Genomic DNA, 20,610 nt, shown 5'->3' with positions numbered 1-20,610 from the left:
AGGCACCGTGCACAAAGATCTTCTGCGGCTCATGCGGGCCGAGCGGGCCGTCCGCCGCCACCTCGCCGTCACCTTCGCCGCGGCCACGGTCGCCGGGCTGCTCGTCCTGGTCCAGGCCGAGCTGCTGGCCGGCGTGCTGTCCGGCCGGTTCACCACCGTGGCGCTGGCCGGGGTGGCGGGCGTGGTCGCCCTGCGGGCGCTGCTCGGCTGGACGCAGGGCGTGTTCGCCGGGCGCACCGCCACCGGCGTCAAGTCGGCGCTGCGCCACCGGCTGCTGGCCCGGCTGCAGGAGCTCGGGCCCGCCCGCCTCACCGGCCACCGCTCCGGCGAGCTCGTCACCCTCACCGGGCGCGGGCTCGACGGCCTCGACGCCTACCTGACCGGCTACCTGCCCTCCATCGCCGTCGCCGCCGTCGTGCCCGTCGCCGTGCTCGTCCGGCTGCTCGCCGCCGACCTGGCCAGCGCCGTCATCGTGCTCGTCACGCTGCCGCTCATCCCGATCTTCGGGGCCCTGGTCGGGCTGACCACCAAGGCCGTCACCGAGAAGCAGTTCCACGCCCTGTCGCGGCTCGGCGGCCACTTCCTCGACGTGGTGCGCGGCCTGCCCACCCTGCGCGCCTTCGGCCGCGCCCGCTACCAGGCCACCGTCATCCGGCAGGTCGCCGACGCCCACCGCGCCGCCACCATGCGCACGCTGCGCGTGGCCTTCCTGTCGTCGCTCGTGCTGGAACTGTGCGCGTCGCTCTCGCTGGCCCTCGTCGCCGTGCCCATCGGGCTGCGCCTGCTCGGCGGCAGCCTCGACCTGACGACCGCGCTGCTGGTGCTGCTGCTCGCGCCCGAGGCGTACCTGCCGCTGCGCGCCATGGGCACCCGCTTCCACGCCTCGATGGAAGGCGTCGCCGCAGCCGACGCCGCCTTCGCCGTCCTCGACCAGGAGCCCGGCGAACGGCCCGCCCCCGACGCCCGCACCGCGCCCCCCAGCGGCGGCGCCGCGCCGCGGATCCAGCTCGAGAACGTCACCGTCCGCTACCCCGGCCGCGACGACCCCGCCCTGCGCGACGTCACCCTCACCATCGAACCCGGCGAACGGGTCGCCCTCGTCGGCGAGAGCGGAGGCGGCAAGAGCACCGTGCTCGCGCTCGTGCTCGGCTTCGTCCAGCCGGCCGCCGGCCGGGTGCTCGTCGACGGCACCGACCTGCGCGAGCTCGACCTGGAGGCGTGGCGGGCCCGGCTGGCCTTCGTCCCGCAGCGGCCCCACCTGTTCACCACCTCTGTCGCGGACAACATCCGCCTCGGGGACCCCACCGCGTCCCTCGACGACGTACGCCGCGCCGCCCGGGCCGCCCAGGCCGACGCGTTCATCGACGCGCTCCCCCAGGGCTACGAGACGCCGGTCGGCGAGCGGGGCGCCAACCTGTCGGCCGGGCAGCGCCAGCGCGTCGCCCTCGCCCGCGCCTTCTGCCGCCCCTCGGCGTCGGTGCTCCTGCTGGACGAGCCCACGGCCCGCCTCGACGGGCGCAGCGAGGCCGCCGTCGTGGCCGCCACCGCCGCCCTCTGCCAGGACCGCACCGCCATCGTCGTCGCCCACCGGCCCGCCATGATCGACCTCGCCGACCGGGTCATCCGCCTCCACGACGGCCACCTCCTCCCCGACCCCCCTCCCGTGGACGGCGACGCCCCTTACGGCGGCAAGCCACCCCGCAGTGGCGCGCCCTTCGGGGATGGCGGCGCCCCCTCGGGTGGCGAGACGTCGCCCAACAGCGGGACGCCCCGTAGCGGCGCGCCCTTCGGGGACGGCGAGGCCACCTCTGGTGGTGGGACGGCCCGCGCGTCCTCTGGGGACGACGACGGGGCCGTCGGTGGCTCGGGGGTCGGTGACGGGGAAGGGCCCACTGGCGGAGAGAGGGGCGCCTACGGCGGTGCGCCACCCGGCGGTGGGGTGCCCACCGGTACGGCGTCTCCCGGTGGGGTGGCCGCTGGTGGGGCGGGTTCTGGTCAGGGGTTCGCGGCTCGGGTCGAGGGGGCGTTGTGAGGCGGCGGATGGGGTGGCGGCTGGCCGGGGCGGTGCTGGCCGGCGGGGCGGCCGATCTGGCCGGCGTGGGCCTGATCGCGGCCGCCGCGTGGCTCATCACGAGGGCGGCCGAGCAGCCGCCGCTGGCGGCGTTGAGCGTGGCCATCGTGGCGACGCGGGCGTTCGCGACGAGCCGGGGCGTGTTCCGTTACGCCGAGCGGCTGACGGGTCACGACGTGGCGTTGCGGGCGCAGGCGGGGACGCGGGAGCGGCTGTACGAGTCGCTGATCCCGCCGCGCCGTGACGGGCTGGGCGGCGCGGATCTGCTGAGCCGGATGGTGGACGACACGGAGGCGGTGCAGGATCTGCTGGTGCGCTGCCTGCTGCCGGCCGCGGCGGCGGCGCTGGCGGGGCTGGCGGCGGTGACGGTGGGCCTGTTCGTGCTGCCGGTGACGGCGCTGGTGCTGGTGGCGGGCCTGGTGGTGGCGGGGGTGCTGCTGCCGGCGGGCACGGCGGCGGCGGCGCGGCGCTGGGCGGCCAGGATCGCGCCGGCCCGGGCGGAGCTGGCGGGCCGGGTGGCGGATCTGGTGCACGGTTCGGCGGACCTGGCCGCGTACGGCGCTGCGGGGCGGGCGCTGGGCGACGCGCGGGCGGCGGACGAGGCTCTGGCGTCGCTGGAGCGGCGTCAGGCGCGGGTGCACGCGGCGGCGCTGGCCGGGGGCACGCTGGTGCAGGGGCTGACGGTGGCGGCGATCGTGCTGATCGCGCAGGGGGCGGGCGCGGGCACGGTGGCGACGGCGGTGCTGGCGCTGACGGCGCTGGTGTCGTTCGAGCCGGTGCTGCCGCTGGCGGCGGCGGGTGAGCGGCTGGCGGGCGTGCTGGCGGCGCTGCGCCGGCTGCGCGCCGTGCGTGACGCTCCCCCGGCCGTGACGGACCCGGTCGCGCCGGTGGCGCGGCCGTCGGCGCCGCTGACGGTGGAGGTCGCCGATCTGGTGGTACGCCATCCGGGCGCGGACCGGCCGGCCGTGGACGGGGTGTCGCTGACGCTGACGCCGGGCAGGCGGGTGGCGCTGGTGGGGCCGAGCGGCGCCGGGAAGAGCACGGTGCTGTCGGCGCTGATGCGGCTGGTGGAGCCGGAGTCGGGCGGCGTGACGGTGAACGGGACCGACGTCCGCGCGATGGACTCCGATGACGTGCGGGCGATGATGACGGGCCTGACGCAGGACCCGTACATCTTCCAGACGACGTTCCGCGACAACCTGCGGCTGGCGGGGCCGGAGGCGGGCGAGGAGGAGCTGCGGCGGGCCGTACGGGACGCGCGGCTGGAGGAGTGGGCCGATCGCACGGGGTGGGACGCCGAGCTGGGCGAGGACGGCCGGACGGTGTCGGGCGGCCAGTTGCAGCGGCTGGCCCTGGCCAGGGCGCTGCTGCACGACCCGCCGGTGATGCTGCTGGACGAGCCCGCGGAGGCGCTGGACGAGGAGACGGCCGACGCGCTGATGGCCGACCTGCTGGACGTGACGCGCGGCCGTACGACGCTGCTGGTCACGCACCGGCTGCGGGGCCTGGAGTCGGTCGACGAGATCGTGGTGCTGGAGGAGGGCCGCGTGACGCAGCGGGGCCGCCATGACGAGCTGGTGCGCTCGCCCGGCTACTACCGCGACCTGTGGGAGTCGGAGGTCCTGACCCGGCGGTGAGGCGCCGGAATCCCCTCACCTTGCGTTGGCGTGGCAAGCTGGTTTAAAGTACAAACCAGTTTGAGGCCAAGAGGAGTTGGGATGACAGAAGACGGCGAGCGGATCCCGAGCCCCGAGGAGACGCTGCGGGTCATCGAGCAGCAGCGCGCCGCCACGGCGCGGGCGCTGCAGCCCAACCCGCTGCGGATGTACGTGCCGTGGGGCGTGGCCTGGCTCGTCGGCTTCACCGCGTTCTTCCTGCACTACGGCCTGCACGGCGAGTCGTACGCGCCGATCGGCCAGATGCAGGCGCTGACCGTGCTGATGGTCGCCCAGATCGTGGCCGGGTCGGTGGCGGCGTACGAGATCGTCCGGATGAGCGGCCACACGCGCGGCGACAACCAGGCCAGGGGCACCATGTACGGCTACACGTGGTTCGCCGGCATGGTGCTGATGATCCTGATCGCGATGCGCGTGTCGCCGCTGCTGCCTCCGGAGCTGTCCGGCCTGCTGTGGGCGGGCGGCATGCTGACCGTGGTGGCGATCCTCTACATGGCGGGCGGCGCGCTCTGGCTGCAGTGGCCGATGTTCTTCCTCGGCGTCTGGATCGCCGCCGTCAACGGGGTCGGCGTGCTGGTCGGGGCGGGCTGGCACGCGCTGCTGACGGCGGTCCTGCTCGGCGGCGGCCAGATCGCCGTGGGGCTGTGGCTGTGGCGGCGCTCGTGACCGACGCCGCCCCGGAGCTCGACCCGGTCATCCACGCCCAGGCCCGGCTGCGGGTGATGGTCACGCTCAACACGCTGCCGGAAGGCGACGAGATGGCCTTCCCGTCCCTCAAGGACCTGCTCGGCATGACCGCCGGGAACCTGTCCGTGCACCTGTCCAAGCTGGAGGAGGCGGAGTACGTGCGCATCGTCAAGACCCACAAGGGCCGCACGCCCGTCACGTACGTCGCCATGACGAAACGGGGCCGGGCGGCCCTGGAGGACTACACCAGGGCGATCCGCGCCCTGCTCGACACCGCGGGAGGCACCGCATGACCGTCCTGGCCAGAGCCGTCGAGGCCACACGCCGCTACGGCGAGGTGGTGGCGCTCGACCGGGTGTCGCTGGAGATCCGCGCGGGCGAGATCGTCGGGCTCCTGGGTCCCAACGGGGCCGGCAAGTCGACGCTGATCAACCTGTTCGTGGGGCTGCGCCGCCCGTCGTCGGGGCTGGTGGAGCTGCTCGGCGGCTCCCCCGCCGACCCGCTGGTGCGGCGCGGCATCGGCGTCACGCCGCAGGAGACCGGCCTGCCCGAGGCGCTGCGGGTGGGCGAGATCGTGGACCTGGTGTCGGCGCACTACCCCGACGCGGCGGGCAAGGCGGAGCTGCTGGCCAGGTTCGGGCTGGAGGACCTGGCCAAGCGGCAGGTCGGCGGGCTGTCCGGCGGGCAGAAGCGGCGGCTGGCCGTGGCGCTGGCGTTCGCGGGCAACCCGCGGATGGTGTTCCTGGACGAGCCGACCACCGGGCTCGACGTCGAGGCCAGGCGCACGCTGTGGGACGGCGTCAAGGCCTACCACGAGTCCGGCGGCACCGTCCTGCTGACCAGCCACTACCTGGAGGAGATCGAGGCCCTGGCGGAGCGGGTCGTGGTCGTCGGCCGGGGCCGGGTGCTCGCCGACGACACGGTCCGCGCCGTGCGCGACATGGTGGGCGTGCGACGGGTCTCGCTCGTCGCCGACCGGCTGCCGGAGCTGCCCGGGCTCATCTCCAGCGACCGTGAGGACGGCCGCTTCCACCTGCTGACGTCCGACTCCGACGAGCTGGTCGTCGAGCTGGTGCGCAGCGGGGTGCCGTTCTCCGGCCTGGAGATCCGGCCCAGTTCGCTCGAGGAGGCCTTCCTCGCCATCACCGAGAAGGAGAGCGCGCATGTCTAGCCTCGTCCTGGCCCACACCCGGCACCAGATGCTGGAGCAGATCCGGGTGCCGATCGGCCTGCTGGCCAGCAGCCTGTTCCCGGCCATCGCGATGCTGGCGTTCGCGGTGCCGTTCGTCGGCGACGACCCGCTGTCCTCGACGGTGTCGACCGGGTCGATGACGCTGGTCGGGGCCATGTCGGCGGCGCTGATGGGGTTGTCGATCACGGTGGCGCAGGACCGGGAGCAGCCCTGGGACCCCTACCTGCGCACGCTGCCCGCCGGGCCGCTGCCGCGCTTCGCGGGCCGCATCATCACCACGACGGCGGTGATGCTGGTGTCGATGGTCCCGGTGCTGCTGATCGCGGCGCTGTTCACCGAGGCGACGGTGATGCCGCTGCGGCTGCTGCTCGGGGTGGGCGCGGTGATCGTCTCGTCGGTGCCGTTCATGCTGATCGGCCTGGTGCTGGGCTTCCTGCTGCCGTCGAAGGCGGCGATCGGCGTGTCGCAGCTGCTGTTCTTCCCGTTCGCCATCCTGGGCGGGCTGATGCTGCCGCTGGAGATGATGCCGGAGCTGGTGCGGACGGTCGCGCAGTTCGTGCCCAGCCGGGGCGCGGGCGAGCTGGTGTGGTGGGCGACCACGGGCGTCGAGCCCGGCGTGCTGCCGCTGGTGACGCTGGCGGTGTGGACGGTCGTGGCCGGGGCGGTCGCGGCGTGGGCGTACCGGCGCGACGAGGGCCGCCGCTACTCCTGACGTACGGGCCCCGCGTACGGGGGGTGTGCCGCCGAGTCCGCAGCGATCTCAACGGCACACCCGTCCGGGAGGGGGCTTCTGTTATTTCTTCTCTTCGAGGGTCACGGTGGCGGTGCTCTGGCGACCGTCCCTCATATAAGTGATCTGAACCTGTTGGCCCGGTTTGAAACCTCTGACCTGCCCGACAACGTTCTCGGAGCCGTCGACCGGCTTGTCGCCGATCTTGGTGATCAGGTCTCCCTGCTTCAGCCCGGCCTTCTCCGCCGGGCTTCCGGCGTTCACCTGGCTGACCAGGGCGCCGGCCACGTCGCCGGTGGCGTCGGTGACGCTCACGCCGAGGAACGCGTGCCTGACCTTGCCGGTGCTGATGAGCTGCTCGGACACGTGCTTGGCGGTGTTGATCGGGATGGCGAAGCCGACGCCGATGCTGCCGTTGCTGCCGGCCGTGGCGATCGCGGTGTTGATGCCGACGACCTGGCCGGAGGCGTTGACGAGCGCGCCGCCCGAGTTGCCGGGGTTGATGGCGGCGTCGGTCTGGATGGCGCCGCCGATCGTCGTCGGCTGGCCCGACTGGCCCTGCTCGCGCCCCCAGCCCGGGGGAAGCTGCTCCTGCCCGCCGCCGCCGACCGTCAGCGTGCGGTCCAGGGCGCTGATGATGCCCATGGTGACCGAGCCGTCGAGGCCGAGCGGGCTGCCCATCGCCAGCACCGAGTCGCCGACCTGGAGCCGGCCGCTGTCGCCGAGCTGCGCCGCGGTGAGCCCGGAGACGCCCTCGGCCCTGATGACGGCCAGGTCGGTGGCCGGGTCGGTGCCGACCACGGTGGCCTTGGCCGTCTTGCCGTCGCTGAATTTGACCGACATCTGGCCGCCCTGCGCGGCGCCGACCACGACGTGGTTGTTGGTGAGGATCAGCCCGTCGGCCGACAGCACGACACCCGAGCCCTCGCCGGAGGCGCCCTGGATCATCACCACGGACGGCTGCGTGCGCCGGGCGACCTCGGCCACGGAGAGCGGGTTGGAGGCCTGCTTGAACGTCGGGCTCGGCGCGCTCACCGCGGCGACGGACGGCTGCTGGAAGGAGGTGACGACCGCGCCGCCCACGACGCCGCCGACGATGGCCATGGCCGCCATCGCCAGCCCGGCGACCGCCTTCTGCCGGGCGGAGAAGCCCGGCTTCCCCGCCGGCGGCGGCGGGGGCGGCGGCACCGGCTGGGCCATCGCCCGGGTGTCGTCGCGCCGGGGGAAGCCCCCGGCGGAGGGCGGCGTGTCACCGAACTGGCTCCACCCTCCGGCGCCCTGCTCGTGAGGCTCGTTCGCGTTCATCTCACATCTCCTCAAGTCCCGATGACTCAAGGGTGCCAAGAGCGGCGTAAGCGCCGGTTAAGGCATTGATCAGAGAAGCCTGAGAGCGCTGACGTGGCGCTTATCACTGCTGGTGGGGGCCCGATTACGCAACTCAGATCGCGCGGAAATCGATGCCGCGCCGTTCCACGACGATCGGAATGAACGGGGGCGGCCGAGGGTTGGGCACAGGGACACCGAACCCCGCGTACCCGAAGGAGCCCCCATGAGCGCCCCCCAGGAGAGCAGCCCGGCCGTCCGCCAGCTCAGGCTGGTGGTGGAGGCGGAGGACTACGAGGCCGCCGTGGCCTTCTACCGTGACGTTCTCGGCCTGCCCGAGCAGGCGGCCTTCAGCGGCGGCGACGGGGCACGGGTGGCGATCCTGGACGCCGGACGGGCCACGCTCGAGATCGCCAACCCGGCGCAGAAGAAGATGATCGACGAGGTCGAGGTCGGACGGCAGGTGGCGCCCAAGTTCCGGGTGGCGTTCGAGGTGGACGACGCTCGCGAGACCACCGGGCGGCTGGTCGCCGCGGGCGCGGACGAGGTGGCGCCGCCCACGGTCACCCCGTGGGAGTCGCTGAACGCCCGGCTCGACGCGCCCGGCGGCCTGCACATCACGGTGTTCCAGGAGCTGAGCACCCTTGAGGAGCGCGCATCGCACGACGGCTTCGGCACGGACGCCGGCCGCTCGGGCGACTAGGAGCTGCCCGCGGTTCGGCCGGAGCCCGGGAGGCGCCTGTCACTGCTGGTAGCGGGCCCGGTACTCGTCCTTCAGCAGGCGTTTGTACAGCTTCCCCGTCGGGTGCCTCGGCAGCTCCGCGCGGAAGTCGACCGACTTGGGGCACTTGTAGTGCGCCAGCCGCTCGCGGCAGTACGCGATCAGCTCCGCCTCCAGCTCCGGCCCGGCCTCGTCCATCGACACCGGCTCGACCACGGCCTTGACCTGCTCGCCCATCTCCTCGTCCGGCACGCCGAGCACGGCCACGTCGGCGACGCGCGGGTGCAGGCACAGCACGTTCTCGGCCTCCTGCGGGTAGATGTTCACCCCGCCAGAGATGATCATGTACGAGCGGCGGTCGGTGAGATAGAGGAACCCGTCGTCGTCCAGGTAGCCGATGTCGCCGAGGGTCGTCCAGCCCCTGCCCTTCGGGTCCTGCACGGAACGGGTCTTGTCCGGGTCGCCGTGATACTCGAACGCGGCGCTCTCGAAGTAGACCGTGCCGTGCTCGCCCGGCGGCAGCTCCTCGCCCTCCTCGTCGCACACGTGCACGGGGCCGAGCAGCGAACGCCCCACCGTGCCCCGGTGCTCCAGCCAGTCGTGCGCGTTCACGTACAGGAAGCCGTTGCCCTCGGTGCCCGCGTAGTACTCGTGCACGATGGGCCCCCACCACTCGATCATCCGCTCCTTGACCGGGACCGGGCAGGGCGCGGCGGCGTGGACGGCGCACGTCAGCGACGACAGGTCGTAGCGGTTGCGCGTCTCCTCGGGCAGCTTGAGCATCTTGACGAACATCGTCGGCACGAGCTGCGAGTGCGTGACCCGGTGCTTCTCCACCAGGGCCAGGTACTGCTCGGGGTCGAAGCGCTCCATGACGACGACGGTCGCGCCGAGCCGCTGGAAGGACATGCAGTAGCGCAGCGGCGCTGCGTGGTAGAGCGGCGCCGGCGACAGGTAGACGCTGTCGGCCGTGGGCGCGAACAGGCCCTCGATGAGCTTGAGCAGCACGTTCGGCTCGGCCAGCGGCGCCTTGGACAGGGCGGGCTTGACGCCCTTGGGCCTGCCGGTGGTGCCCGAGGAGTAGAGCATGTCGGCGCCCTGGCACTCGTCGGGGATCGGGGTGGCCGGGTGCGCCGCCACGGCCTCCTCGTACGAGGTGAAGCCCTCGGCGACGCCGTCGAGCATCAGGCGCAGCTCCACGCCGGGGGTGGCGTCGGTGACGGAGGTGGCGACGGCGGCCAGGTCGGCGCTCGCGATGAACACCCGGGCGCCGCAGTTGCCGACGATGTAGGCGAGCTCGTCGCTCTGCAGCCGCGAGCTGATCGCCGTGTAGTAGAGGCCGGAGCGGTGCGCCGCCCAGGCGACGGCCAGGAAGAGCGGGTGGTTGGAGAGGATGAAGGCGACATGGTCCCCCGGCTGGAGGCCGGCGGCGCGGAACAGGTGGGCCAGGCGGTTCGACTCCTCGTCGAGCCGGCGGTAGGTGACGACCTCTCCGGAGCCCGCCATGATCACAGCGGGCTTGTCGGGGGTGACGGCTGCGATGGCTCCCGGGTGCATGGACCGAACACTATTCTGCCGATTCGTCCCGCGCCAGGACCCGGACACGGCGGAGCCGCGGCCCCCCTCCCGGGAACCGCGGCTCGGCGTGGGTCACGCGGCGTGGTAGACGTCCTTCCAGCCCGAGTGCTTGCCGGTGGGGCCCCAGGCGCGGCCCCGGCTGACGTCCACGTAGATGTGGGCGGCGTCCGTACCGGAGAAGGAGAAGTGCTTCGGGGACTCGCCGCAGTTCTTGAACCGCTTGACGTACGTGTCGCCCTCGCCGGTCACGACCTTGAAGACCTCCCACGCGCACCTGTTCCTGCCCCACCACTTGTCGTTGGTGAGCTTGCTGCGCACGGTGAAGACGTCCTCGTACTTCCACTCCCACTTGTGCTTCTTGACCTTCTGGGTGACCCACTTGCACTTCTTGTGGCCGTCGGCGTCCTTCCAGCAGACGCGCTTCTTCACCCAGTACGTCTTCCAGTACCAGTCCTTGTACTTCTTCTGGTCCACGCTCACGTGGCCCTGGGCCTTGGCGTCGTGGTCGGTGGAGAAATAGGCTCCCCAGCCGGCCTCGTAGGAGGCCGGCGTGGTGGCCGAGGCCGCGGCGGGGGCGGCGATCGCGACCGCGGTGGCGGCGGCGACGCCGATCAGGATCCGGCTGACGAATCGCATTCGGGGACTCCTCGGGAGAGGTGAGTTCTTCTGTCCCCGTATTCGTACGCCGCCCCCATTGCCCGCGGCTTTCATCCGGCTTGAAACGGTCCAGCAATTTCGTTTCAGCCGGATTTCTCAGCCGGTCGTTCTTCAGCCGGCCGCGATGACCGAGCCCTGGTACTTCTGCGCGATGAAGTCCTTGACCTTCTGGTCCTGGAGGAGCTTGCCGAGCGTGACGATGCTCGCGTCCTTCTCGTGGCCCTTGGCCACGACCAGGCCGTTCACGTACGGGTTCCCCTCGGTCTTCTCCAGCACCAGGGCCTCGGTGGCGGGCTTGAGCCCGGCCTCGATCGCGTAGTTGCCGTTGATGACCGCCGCGTCCACGTCGTCGAGCGAGCGCGGGAGCTGTGCCGCCTCCAGCGGCTTGAACTGCAGGTTCTTCGGGTTTCCGGTGACGTCGCGCTCGGTGGCGGCGGTGCCGGCGCCCTCCTTGAGGGTGATCGTGCCGTTGTCAGCCAGCAGCTTGAGGGCGCGGCCCAGGTTGGTGGCGTCGTTCGGCACGGCGACCGTGGCGCCGGAGGGCAGCGCGGCCAGGTCCGTCGCCTTCTTCGAGTACAGGCCGAGCGGCTCCAGGTGCACCGGGGTGACGAAGCTCAGCTCGGTGCCCTTGGAGGCGTTGAAGTCGTCCAGGTACGGCTTGTGCTGGAAGAAGTTGGCGGCCAGCTGGCCCTCGCTGAGCTGGATGTTCGGCTGGACGTAGTCGGTGAACTCCACGATCTCCAGCTTCAGGCCGGCGGCCGGGGCCAGGTTGTCCTTCACGTAGGCGAGGATCTCGCCGTGCGGGACGGGGCTGGCGCCGACCTTCAGCACGGTGTCGGCCGACTCGGCCGGGCCGGCCGCGCCGGCGTCCGAGGTGGCGGACTGTGTCGAGCCGCATGCGGTGAGCAACAGGGAGAGGGCGGCCGCGCCTACGATGCTACGAATTTTCATGATTTTTCCTTTATTTATGTGAAAGACGCCGAGCGACCAGATCGCCCAGGCTTTGCATGATCTGCACGATCACGACGAGCACCACCACCGTCGCGATCATGATTTCGGTCTCGAAGCGCATGTATCCGTAGCGCACCGCCAGGTCGCCCAGGCCGCCGCCGCCGATCGTGCCCGCCATGGCCGTGTAGCCGATGAGCGCCACCACGGTCACGGTCACGCCCGCGACGATCCCCGGCAGCGCCTCCGGCAGCAGCACCTTGCGCACGATCGTGGTCCGCCCGGCGCCCATCGCCTGCGCGGCCTGCACCACGTCCCGGTCGACCTCGCGCAGCGCCGTCTCGACCAGCCGGGCGAAGAACGGCACCGCGCCCACCGTGAGCGGCACGACCACCGCCGCCGTGCCGATCGTGGTGCCCACGACCAGCCGGGTGAACGGGATGATGGCGATCATCAGCACGATGAACGGCAGCGACCGCCCGACGTTCACGACCATGCCGAGCGCCGACTTGAGCACCGGCATCGGCCGCAGCCCGCCCCGGTCGAACACCACCAGCGCCACTCCGAGCGGCAGCCCGAGCAGCACCGTGAACAGCGTCGACCAGGCCACCATCAGCGCCGTCTGCCAGGTGGCCTCGCCCAGCAGCGGAACCATCTCGTCCCAGGTCATCGCTTCCCCCTCCGCGCACTCGCACGCGTACTGACGCCCGTGCTCACGCCGTCTCCACCAGCAGGCCGCGCTCGCGCAGGTAGTCCAGCGCGGGGGCGGCCTCGTCGCCCGTGAGGGCGACGCGCAGGCGGCCGACCGGGCCGGCCGTCAGCTCCTCGATGGAGCCGCCCAGGATGCTCAGGTCCACGTCGAACTTCCGCACGACCTCCGACACCACCGGCTGGCGCGGGTCGCCGGTGAAGGTGAGCGTGACCGACCCCGCGGGCGCGGGCTCGGGCAGCGGGAAGATCTCCCGGGTCAGCCGCGACCCGGGCGTCCTGATCAGGTCCGCGATGGCGCCGGACTCCTCGACCCGGCCTCCGGCCATGATGGCGGCCGAGTCGCAGACGCTCTTGATCACGTCCATCTCGTGAGTGATGAGCAGGATCGTCAGGCCGAGCTCGGTGTTGAGCCGCTTGAGCAGGGCCAGGATCGACTGCGTGGTGGCCGGGTCCAGCGCGGACGTGGCCTCGTCCGACAGCAGCACCGACGGATTGCCGGCCAGCGCGCGGGCGATGCCCACGCGCTGCTTCTGCCCGCCGGAGAGCTGGTTCGGCCGGTCGCCGCCACGCCCGCCGAGCCCGACCAGCTCCAGCAGCTCGCCGACGCGGCGGCGGCGCTCGGCCGCCGGGACGCCCATGACCTCCAGGGGGAAGGCCACGTTCCCCGCGACGGTGCGCGAGGACAGCAGCGCGAAATGCTGGTGGATCATGCCGATGCGGCGGCGGGCCAGGTTCAGCTCCTTGCCGCTCAGCGCGGTCAGCTCCTGCCCGTCGACCGTGACGGTGCCCGCGTCAGGGCGTTCGAGCAGGTTGACGCAGCGCAGCAGCGTGCTCTTGCCCGCGCCGCTCTGGCCCACCACGCCGTAGATCTCACCCTGGCGCACGTGCAGGTCGACGCCGTCCAGCGCGACGGTGCCGCCGTACGACTTGCGCAGGCCGGAAGCCTGAATCACAACAATTCCCCACAGATCTGGAACGAACAAACGTCGGTACGCGAAAGGTGGGGGCTACGCGGTGCCGGGGTGGTACGGCAGGTGGCTCAGCCTGCGCAGCACGAAGTGCGGAGTGATCATGGTGACCTTCGAGGAGACGGCGGATCGTCAGCGGGTGCGGGGGGTACGCATTCGCCCCGTACACATGCGACAACACCGGGGGCCCATGGCGCTCCGGCGGTCCGCGTATGCCTCGTTCACGCCGTGGTCAACGGCCTGCGTGCCGCCCGGTATTCCGGACTTGCCGGGTGATCTGCATCACTTACCGGTACGGGTCCCGCAACGGCCGCACCCGCCCCGCGAACTCCGCCCTGATCGCCAGCATCCGAGGGCCCGGCTCGTAGAAGCGCCCCTTCGTCTCCCCGTACGGCTGCAACCACTTGCGCGCGGCCAGATCCCGCAGATCCCGCGCCGCCTGCCCCTGACTCAGCCCCTCATCCGCCTGATAACGGCTGCGGCGGACCCTCCGGTTCACGAACACCTCGTAGAGGGCGGCCACGCAACGGACGTTGAGCCCTTCACGGTCCACCTCTTCCTCGAGGAGCATCCAGATCTCCCCCGCCTGCGCCAGCCGCTGCCCGACCCGCTGCGCCTGCATGTGATGAGCCCGCAGACAGAACCGCACCCAGGGCAGGGTGTCGCCGTGCGGGCCCCATCGGCGCCCACCGACCTCACCGAGAACGTCGTAGTCGTCCAGTGTGGCCCGGTGTTGCCCCAGCCATTCCTCGATTGACGAGAACTCCGGGGTGGTGATCCGGTCCCGTCCGAGGACGAGCGTCTGCAGCGCCCTCGACATCCGCCCGTTGCCGTCCCGCCACGGGTGGATCTTCACCAGATTGAGGTGCGCCATGGCTGCCCGGACATAGCTGGGAGCATCCAGATCGCCCTCATTGAGCCAATGGACCAGCTCACCCAGCAGGCCAGGCACCAATTCGGCGTCAGGCCCTTCGTAGACCACCTCACCCGTCTCCGAGTTGCGGATGTAGATGCCGCCGGGTCGCACCACCCCCGGCCCCTTGTCGCGGTGATGCCCGATCATCATGAAGTTGAGCGCGTTGAGCAAGCCCGCGTCGTAGCGGAACTTCGGGGCCCGTGACAGGTGCTGGATGTAGGTGAGCGCCTGCTGGTAGCCGGCGATCTCCCGGGTGACCGAGGCGGACGCCTCCAGCGGCTCCTCCCCCTCCATGATGGACTCGATGTCCTCCACGCTGGCCCGGTAGCCCTCGATGGAGTTGGACCCCTGAATGGCTCTGGCCTGGAGCTGGCGGCGGAGCTGGCCGTCCCAGCGGTGGGTCTCGGCGAGCCGGTACTTGAGATCCCGCCGCATCTCCTCGACCTCTTGGAGGACGGCCTTGTCCTCCGGCTCCAACGCGGGTGTGTCGTACAGCATGAGGTCAGGCAAGCATGCGCGAATCATTCAGTCAAACAGCGGGATGATTTATCCATCTATTCCCGACACCCCGCCGTACGAAATGCCGACGCCCCGCCGTGTCGGGACACGGCGGGGCGTCGGCGGACGGGCGTCAGGCCGCGACCGTGGTGGCGACCTGGGCCGGGGCGAGGGCGATGTCGAGAACCTCGCGCACGTCGCTCACCGCGTGGATGGTGAGCTCGTCGCGCACCTCCTGGGGCACGTCGTCCAGGTCCGGCTCGTTGCGGGCCGGGATCAGGACGGTCGTGATGCCCGCCCGGTGCGCCGCGAGCAGCTTCTGCTTGACGCCGCCGATCGGCAGGACCCGCCCGGTCAGCGAGATCTCACCGGTCATGGCCACGTCGCCGCGGACCAGGCGGCCCGACAGCAGCGAGGCCAGCGCGGTCGTCAGCGTCACGCCCGCGGAGGGGCCGTCCTTGGGCACGGCGCCCGCCGGGAAGTGGACGTGCACCGACCGGTCCTTCAGCGCGGTGACCGGCAGCTCCAGCTCCGCGCCGTGGGAGCGCAGGTAGGACATCGCGATGCGGGCCGACTCCTTCATCACGTCGCCGAGCTGGCCGGTCAGCGTGAGGCCGGTCTCGCCGGTCTCGGGGTCGGCCAGCGACGCCTCCACGTACAGGACGTCGCCGCCCGCGCCGGTGACGGCCAGGCCCGTGGCGACGCCGGGCACCGAGGTGCGCTGGGTGGCCTCCGGCAGCGACGACTCCGGCACGAACCGGGGCCGTCCCAGGTAGCCGACCAGGTCGTCGGCGCCGACCGTGACGGGCAGCTCGTCGTTGGCCGCGACCTTGCGCAGGATGCGGGCGACCGAGCGCTCCAGGGAGCGGACGCCGGCCTCGCGGGTGTACTCGGCGGCGAGCCTGCGCAGCGCGTCGTCCTGGACGGTGACCTCGTCGGCGGTCAGGCCGGCCAGGTCGAGCTGGCGGGGCAGCAGGTGGTCGCGGGCGATCGCGACCTTCTCGTCCTCGGTGTAGCCGTCGAGCGTGACGACCTCCATGCGGTCGAGCAGCGGCCCGGGGATCGCCTCCAGGACGTTGGCCGTGGCCAGGAACAGCACGTCGCTCAGGTCGAGCTCGACCTCCAGGTAGTGGTCGCGGAACGTGTGGTTCTGCGCCGGGTCGAGCACCTCCAGCAGCGCGGCCGTGGGGTCGCCCCGGTAGTCGGCGCCGACCTTGTCGATCTCGTCGAGCAGGACGACCGGGTTCATCGAGCCGGCCTCGCGGATCGCGCGGACGATGCGGCCGGGCAGCGCGCCGACGTAGGTGCGCCGGTGGCCGCGGATCTCCGCCTCGTCGCGGACGCCGCCGAGCGCCACGCGGACGAACTTGCGGCCCATCGCGCGGGCCACGGACTCGCCGAGCGAGGTCTTGCCGACCCCGGGCGGGCCCGACAGGGCGAGGACGGCGCCGCTGCGGCGGCCGCTCACGACGCCGAGCCCCTTGTCCTGACGGCGCTTGCGCACGGCCAGGTGCTCGATGATGCGATCCTTGACGTCGGCCAGGCCGGTGTGGTCGGCGTCCAGCACGGCGCGGGCGCCGGTGATGTCGTAGTTGTCCTCGGTGCGCTCGTTCCACGGGATGTCGAGGACGGTGTCGAGCCAGGTGCGGATCCAGCCGGTCTCCGGGGACTGCTCGGAGGTCCGCTCCAGCTTGTCGACCTCCTTGAGCGCGGCCTCGCGCACCTTCTGCGGCAGGTCGGCGGCCTCGACGCGGGCGCGGTAGTCCTCCTCCTCGGTCTCGGCCGAGTCGCCGTTGAGCTCCTTGAGCTCCTTGCGGACGGCGGCGAGCTGCTGGCGCAGCAGGAACTCGCGCTGCTGCTTCTCCATTCCCTCCTGGACGTCCTTGCGGATCGTCTCGGCCACGTCCAGCTCGGCGAGGTGCTCGCGGGACCACTCGACGAGCTTGGCCAGCCGGTCGGCGGGGTCGGCCGCCTCCAGCAGCTCGACCTTCTGGGCGGTGGTCAGCCAGGGCGTGTAGCCGGAGCTGTCGGCCAGCACCGACGGGTCGTCGATCTGGTTGACCTGGTCGACGACCTGCCAGGCGCCGCGCTTCTGCAGGATCGTGGTGGCCAGGGCCTTGTACTCCTTGGCCAGCTCCTGGGCGCGCTCGCCGGCGGCGACCGTGTCGATCGTGATGGCCTCGACCCACAGCGCAGCGCCGGGGCCGGTCGTGCCGGTGCCCACCCGCACCCGGTTGACACCGCGGACGACGGCGGCGGGCTCGCCGCCCGGCAGCCTCCCGACCTGCTCGACCACGGCCTGTACGCCCACGGCGCCGTAACGGCCGTCGATCCGGGGAACGAGCAGGACCCGTGGCTTGTTGCCACCGGATGCCTGTGCCGCGTCTATGGCGGAGCGCACCTCGGAGTCGGACAGGTCCAGCGGAACCACCATGCCCGGCAGGACGACCTCGTCGTCCAGCGGCAGGACCGGGAGGATCAAGCTCTCACTCATGCGAACTCCAAAGGGTTGAGTTACATCGACTCAATTCATTGGAGCCCATCGTTGTTCCCTTCTCTGCCGATGTTCGCTCACAGCGATCGTAATGTTGTAAGCCATACCTGAGGGTGAGGGCGGATCAACCCTTGGTCCGACGCGGCCAGGACCTCGCGGCTCGTAGGCTTCGGGGGTGTTCTCGGCAGTGCTGGAGCCGCTCAGGCTCGCGCTCTATCGGGGCGACGCCGACCCGCCGCCGCCCCGCCGCCTCACCGTGCGCGTGCCGCGCTGGCTCGGCCTGCTGCCGTTCCGCCGGATCGACCTCGTGCAGGCCGGCGATCTGGCGCTGGCCGCCCTCTTCTTCGTCACCACGGCCTCCGAGCGGGCGGGCCTGCGCGGGGGCGGCGCCCTGGGCCAGTTCCTGCCGTACGTGGCGGCCTTCGCCTTCTCCCTGCCCCTGGCGCTGCGCGGACGCCACCCGCTGGTCGCCTGGCGGATCGCCGCCGGGCTGATCCCCCTCACGATCTGGATGCGCGAGCGTCCCTCCGACGACACGCTGCCCTACACGGCGCCGGCGATCATCTGCTACCTGCTGGTGACCTACGCGGTGGCGGTGCGCTGCGACCGGCGGATCACGGTCGCGGTCTGGGCGCTGACCGCGCTGGCGACCTGGCTCTTCCATCCCGACTCGGTGGCCATCGCGCTCACCATGGTGACGATCGCCGTCCTGTTCGGCTACAACGTGCGGGTGCGACGCAACGCCACCGCCCGGCTGCTCGCCGAGGAGCGGCGCACCCAGGAGGCCGAGGGCGCCCAGGCCGTGCTGGAGGAGCGCGCCCGCATCGCCCGCGAGCTGCACGACGTCGTCGCGCACCACATGTCGGTGATCGCCATCCAGGCCGAGGCCGTGCCGCTGCGGGCGGCGGGCGATCCGGCCCAGCTGGAAGCCGGCCTGGCCGAGATCCGCGGCCTGTCCCTGGAGGCGATCGCCCAGCTGCGCCAGGTGCTCGGCGTGCTGCGCGACCAGGAGGGCCGCACCGACACCGCGCCCCAGCCCGGCCTCGACCGCATCGACGAGCTCGTCGCCAACGCCCGCGCCACCGGGCTGTCCGTGCTGGTCAAACGGCCCGAATCGGTCGACGGGCTGCCGCCGGCGGTGGGCCTGTCGGCCTACCGGATCATCCAGGAGTCGCTCAGCAACGCCATGCGCCACGCCCCCGGCGCCACCGTCATGCTCGACATCGGCCGCGACGACACCGGGCTGCGGCTGCACGTCACCAACGGGCCCGGCTCCTCCCCCGCCGGCGAGCCCGGCGCCGGGCAGGGCCTCGTCGGCATGCGCGAACGGGCCGCCCTGCTCGGCGGCACGCTCGACGCCGGCCCGGTGCCCGTGGGAGGTTTCCAGGTGACCGCGACACTGCCGATCGACGAACGGGGGGCCGGGTGATCCGGGTGCTGATCGCCGACGACCAGGGCATGGTGCGCACGGGGTTCACCGTGTTCCTGAGCGCGCAACCGGACATCCAGGTCGTGGGCGAGGCCGCCGACGGCCGCGAGGCGATCGAGCGCGCCGCCGAGCTGGCCCCCGACGTGGTGCTCATGGACGTGCGCATGCCCGTCATGGACGGCCTGGAGGCCACCCGCCGCCTGCTGGCCTCCGGCGCGCGGTCCAAGGTGCTCATCCTGACGACGTTCGACCTCGACGACTACGTCTACGAGGCCCTGCGGGCCGGGGCCAGCGGGTTCCTCCTCAAGGACGCCTCCGCCGCCCAGCTCGCCGAAGCCGTGCGCATCGTCGCCGCCGGCGACGCCCTCATCGCCCCGGCGATCACCCGGCGGCTCATCCACGAGTTCGCCAAACTGCCCCGCCCCCGCGCCTCCTCCCCCGCCGACAGCCGCCTCGGCGAGCTCACCGACCGCGAGACCGAGGTCCTCACGCTCATCGCCCAGGCGCTGTCCAACCAGGAGATCGCCGACAAGCTCGTGCTGGCGGAGCAGACGGTCAAGACCCACGTGGGGCGCGTCCTGATGAAACTCGGCCTCCGCGACCGCGCCCAGGCCATCGTCTACGCCTACGAAACCGGGCTCGTACGCCCAGGCGAGTAGCCGCGCACCGCACGACACCGACACACCTGGGGCGCCTGGCCCGCCGGAGGGCCGATGCACCGCGCAGCCTGCCCACCTTGCCGACACGCCCGGGTGCACTCTGCGGGCCGCCGAAACGCCGGGGCCCCTCCGGCCCGCCGACCCGCCGGCCGCCGATGCGCCGGCCCGCCGATGCACCCGTGCACCCGCGCCCACCCCGCCACCGTAGGGAGTGACGGGCGACCACACGAGCGCCCGGCCCCAGCACGGACGGCCCTGGCCAGGGCCGGGGCCCGGGGCCTGGGGGCCGGGGTCGCGAGCCAGGAGGCGGGGTCCGGGTGCCCGGGGGGTAGGAGCCAATGGGCCCAGGGTCCGGGGCCGGGTGCCAGGGGGCCGGGCACCTCGGGGTCCGGGGCGGCCGGGTCCAGAGGCCCGGAGGCCCGGAGGCCCGGAGGCCGGGGGCAGGGGGCCTCGGGGCGGCGCCAGGGGCCTGAGGGCTGGGGGCTGGGGGCTGGGGGCTGGGGCGGGTCGGAGCTCGAGGTCGGGGCTGGTGTAGGTGGGGGGCGGGGTGGTGGGGGTATTGGGTGGGGGTCGGGGGTGGTGACGGTGGGTACGTACGGTTGGTGACATGGTGTCGTCATCCACTTGACCGCCACACCCAAGGTTTGTGACACTGTGTCATGAAAGAGCCGTGCACATGTTGGGGTGAGCCGTGACCTCGTTCTCCGAGACCCTGAGAGCCGCCACCTGGGGCGACCACGAGTCGGCCGAGGGGGAGAGCTATCTCAAGGAGCTGATGGGCGGCCGCCTGAGCGAGCCCGAGTACGGCGAGATGGTCGCCCAGCACTACTTCGCCTACGTCGCCCTCGACTCGGTGTCGCGCGGGCTGAGCGGGCACCCGGTGGCGGGCCGGTTCGTCTTCCCGGAGCTCTACCGGGAGGCGGCGCTGGAGCGGGATCTGGCGACGGTGTACGGGCCGGGCTGGCGGGAGCGGATCGCGCCGTCGAAGGCGACGCGCACGCTGGTCGCGCGGATCGAGCAGGTGGCCGACTGGCCGGGCGGCTACATCGCCCACCACTACACCCGCTATCTCGGCGACCTGTCCGGCGGGCAGTTCATCCGGATGGAGCTGGAGAAGATCTACGGCTACCGCAGGGGCGGCGGGGGTGCCGACTTCTACGTGTTCGACGAGGTGGGCAGCCTGCCCCGGTTCAAGGACGAGTATCGGGCGCGGCTGGACGCGCTGGAGCTCGACGAGCGGGAGCGGCAGCGGATCATCCGCGAGGTGCGGCTGGCGTACCAGCTCAACACCGAGGTCCTGGCCGAACTCATGCACACGCTACGGGCCGCCGCCTGAGCGAAAGCCTACGATG

The 20,610-nt window shown here is 72.2% G+C and carries 18 protein-coding genes; 10 read left to right on the top strand and 8 right to left on the bottom strand.

Going from position 1 to position 20,610, the window contains the following annotated elements:
* Nucleotides 1–7 precede the first annotated feature (7 nt).
* The 6 genes from cydD (at nt 8) to AB0G11_RS33050 (ending at nt 6,338) form a co-directional block, all read left to right on the top strand.
* Nucleotides 8–2,032: a thiol reductant ABC exporter subunit CydD gene (gene cydD, locus AB0G11_RS33075; RefSeq protein WP_357590582.1), complete on the top strand. Its 2,025-nt coding sequence runs from the start codon at nt 8–10 to the stop codon at nt 2,030–2,032.
* Nucleotides 2,029–3,708 carry a thiol reductant ABC exporter subunit CydC gene (gene cydC / locus AB0G11_RS33070; protein ID WP_357590580.1) on the top strand — a complete coding sequence of 560 codons (1,680 nt, stop codon included), beginning with the start codon at nt 2,029–2,031 and terminating at the stop codon, nt 3,706–3,708. The genes cydD and cydC overlap by 4 nt, the downstream gene beginning before the upstream one ends.
* 81 nt (nt 3,709–3,789) lie before the next feature.
* Nucleotides 3,790–4,413: a hypothetical protein gene (locus AB0G11_RS33065; RefSeq protein WP_357590578.1), complete on the top strand. Its 624-nt coding sequence runs from the start codon at nt 3,790–3,792 to the stop codon at nt 4,411–4,413.
* Nucleotides 4,410–4,727, top strand: coding sequence for a transcriptional regulator (locus AB0G11_RS33060; RefSeq protein ID WP_357590576.1), 318 nt, complete (start codon nt 4,410–4,412; stop codon nt 4,725–4,727). Before AB0G11_RS33065 ends, AB0G11_RS33060 begins: the two co-directional genes overlap by 4 nt.
* A complete protein-coding gene (locus tag AB0G11_RS33055) occupies nt 4,724–5,605 on the top strand; it encodes an ABC transporter ATP-binding protein (RefSeq protein ID WP_357590574.1) in 882 nt (293 codons plus the stop codon). The genes AB0G11_RS33060 and AB0G11_RS33055 overlap by 4 nt, the downstream gene beginning before the upstream one ends.
* The gene (locus tag AB0G11_RS33050) at nt 5,598–6,338 is read left to right on the top strand and encodes an ABC transporter permease (protein WP_357590572.1); all 741 of its coding nucleotides are present in this window, start codon (nt 5,598–5,600) and stop codon (nt 6,336–6,338) included. Before AB0G11_RS33055 ends, AB0G11_RS33050 begins: the two co-directional genes overlap by 8 nt.
* Before the next feature lie 81 nt (nt 6,339–6,419).
* On the opposite strand, the gene AB0G11_RS33045 is transcribed toward AB0G11_RS33050, so the two are convergent.
* Complete coding sequence (locus AB0G11_RS33045) at nt 6,420–7,661, bottom strand: trypsin-like peptidase domain-containing protein (RefSeq protein WP_219509385.1); 1,242 nt, start codon at nt 7,659–7,661, stop codon at nt 6,420–6,422.
* 244 nt (nt 7,662–7,905) lie between these two features.
* Here AB0G11_RS33045 and AB0G11_RS33040 point away from each other — a divergent pair, with 244 nt between their 5' ends.
* On the top strand, nt 7,906–8,382 hold the full coding sequence (locus tag AB0G11_RS33040) for a VOC family protein (RefSeq protein ID WP_219509384.1): 477 nt from the start codon (nt 7,906–7,908) through the stop codon (nt 8,380–8,382).
* A 39-nt stretch (nt 8,383–8,421) separates the two neighbouring features.
* On the opposite strand, the gene AB0G11_RS33035 is transcribed toward AB0G11_RS33040, so the two are convergent.
* From AB0G11_RS33035 to lon, 7 genes are all read right to left on the bottom strand, one after another.
* Nucleotides 8,422–9,957: an AMP-binding protein gene (locus AB0G11_RS33035; RefSeq protein WP_357590570.1), complete on the bottom strand. Its 1,536-nt coding sequence runs from the start codon at nt 9,955–9,957 to the stop codon at nt 8,422–8,424.
* A gap of 93 nt (nt 9,958–10,050) precedes the next feature.
* Nucleotides 10,051–10,614 carry a hypothetical protein gene (locus AB0G11_RS33030; protein ID WP_219519033.1) on the bottom strand — a complete coding sequence of 188 codons (564 nt, stop codon included), beginning with the start codon at nt 10,612–10,614 and terminating at the stop codon, nt 10,051–10,053.
* Between the two features lie 132 nt (nt 10,615–10,746).
* Nucleotides 10,747–11,586, bottom strand: coding sequence for a MetQ/NlpA family ABC transporter substrate-binding protein (locus AB0G11_RS33025; RefSeq protein ID WP_357590568.1), 840 nt, complete (start codon nt 11,584–11,586; stop codon nt 10,747–10,749).
* A 10-nt stretch (nt 11,587–11,596) separates the two neighbouring features.
* Nucleotides 11,597–12,253, bottom strand: a complete 657-nt coding sequence (locus AB0G11_RS33020; RefSeq protein ID WP_219519039.1) for a methionine ABC transporter permease — start codon at nt 12,251–12,253, stop codon at nt 11,597–11,599.
* Between the two features lie 43 nt (nt 12,254–12,296).
* The gene (locus AB0G11_RS33015) at nt 12,297–13,247 is read right to left on the bottom strand and encodes an ATP-binding cassette domain-containing protein (protein WP_219519041.1); all 951 of its coding nucleotides are present in this window, start codon (nt 13,245–13,247) and stop codon (nt 12,297–12,299) included.
* A 301-nt stretch (nt 13,248–13,548) separates the two neighbouring features.
* Nucleotides 13,549–14,655 (bottom strand): Fic family protein, encoded by a 1,107-nt coding sequence (locus tag AB0G11_RS33010; protein WP_357590566.1) that lies wholly within the window; start codon nt 14,653–14,655, stop codon nt 13,549–13,551.
* 154 nt (nt 14,656–14,809) lie between these two features.
* Nucleotides 14,810–17,170 carry an endopeptidase La gene (gene lon, locus AB0G11_RS33005; protein ID WP_219519044.1) on the bottom strand — a complete coding sequence of 787 codons (2,361 nt, stop codon included), beginning with the start codon at nt 17,168–17,170 and terminating at the stop codon, nt 14,810–14,812.
* Nucleotides 17,171–17,345: 175 nt separating this feature from the next.
* Between lon and AB0G11_RS33000 the strand changes: the two genes are divergently transcribed.
* The 3 genes from AB0G11_RS33000 (at nt 17,346) to AB0G11_RS32990 (ending at nt 20,594) form a co-directional block, all read left to right on the top strand.
* Nucleotides 17,346–18,599: a sensor histidine kinase gene (locus AB0G11_RS33000; protein WP_357590564.1), complete on the top strand. Its 1,254-nt coding sequence runs from the start codon at nt 17,346–17,348 to the stop codon at nt 18,597–18,599.
* Nucleotides 18,596–19,258, top strand: a complete 663-nt coding sequence (locus AB0G11_RS32995) for a response regulator transcription factor (RefSeq protein ID WP_219519048.1) — start codon at nt 18,596–18,598, stop codon at nt 19,256–19,258. Before AB0G11_RS33000 ends, AB0G11_RS32995 begins: the two co-directional genes overlap by 4 nt.
* Before the next feature lie 691 nt (nt 19,259–19,949).
* Nucleotides 19,950–20,594, top strand: coding sequence for a biliverdin-producing heme oxygenase (locus AB0G11_RS32990; protein ID WP_219513990.1), 645 nt, complete (start codon nt 19,950–19,952; stop codon nt 20,592–20,594).
* Nucleotides 20,595–20,610 lie beyond the last annotated feature (16 nt).

The organism is Nonomuraea sp. NPDC023979 (genome assembly GCF_040639085.1).
GTDB classification, from domain to species: Bacteria; Actinomycetota; Actinomycetes; order Streptosporangiales; family Streptosporangiaceae; genus Nonomuraea; species Nonomuraea ceibae.
Note: the sequence above shows the minus strand (reverse complement) of the source record. Positions and strands in the feature narration are given on the sequence as shown.

Coding starts and splice junctions, on each gene's coding strand:
- AB0G11_RS33065 (WP_357590578.1), top strand. CDS start 3,790: ATGACAGAAGACGGCGAGCGGATCCCGAGCCCCGAGGAGACGCTGCGG.
- AB0G11_RS33055 (WP_357590574.1), top strand. CDS start 4,724: ATGACCGTCCTGGCCAGAGCCGTCGAGGCCACACGCCGCTACGGCGAG.
- AB0G11_RS33050 (WP_357590572.1), top strand. CDS start 5,598: ATGTCTAGCCTCGTCCTGGCCCACACCCGGCACCAGATGCTGGAGCAG.
- AB0G11_RS33045 (WP_219509385.1), bottom strand. CDS start 7,661: ATGAACGCGAACGAGCCTCACGAGCAGGGCGCCGGAGGGTGGAGCCAG.
- AB0G11_RS33040 (WP_219509384.1), top strand. CDS start 7,906: ATGAGCGCCCCCCAGGAGAGCAGCCCGGCCGTCCGCCAGCTCAGGCTG.
- AB0G11_RS33035 (WP_357590570.1), bottom strand. CDS start 9,957: ATGCACCCGGGAGCCATCGCAGCCGTCACCCCCGACAAGCCCGCTGTG.
- AB0G11_RS33030 (WP_219519033.1), bottom strand. CDS start 10,614: ATGCGATTCGTCAGCCGGATCCTGATCGGCGTCGCCGCCGCCACCGCG.
- AB0G11_RS33025 (WP_357590568.1), bottom strand. CDS start 11,586: ATGAAAATTCGTAGCATCGTAGGCGCGGCCGCCCTCTCCCTGTTGCTC.
- AB0G11_RS33020 (WP_219519039.1), bottom strand. CDS start 12,253: ATGACCTGGGACGAGATGGTTCCGCTGCTGGGCGAGGCCACCTGGCAG.
- lon (WP_219519044.1), bottom strand. CDS start 17,170: ATGAGTGAGAGCTTGATCCTCCCGGTCCTGCCGCTGGACGACGAGGTC.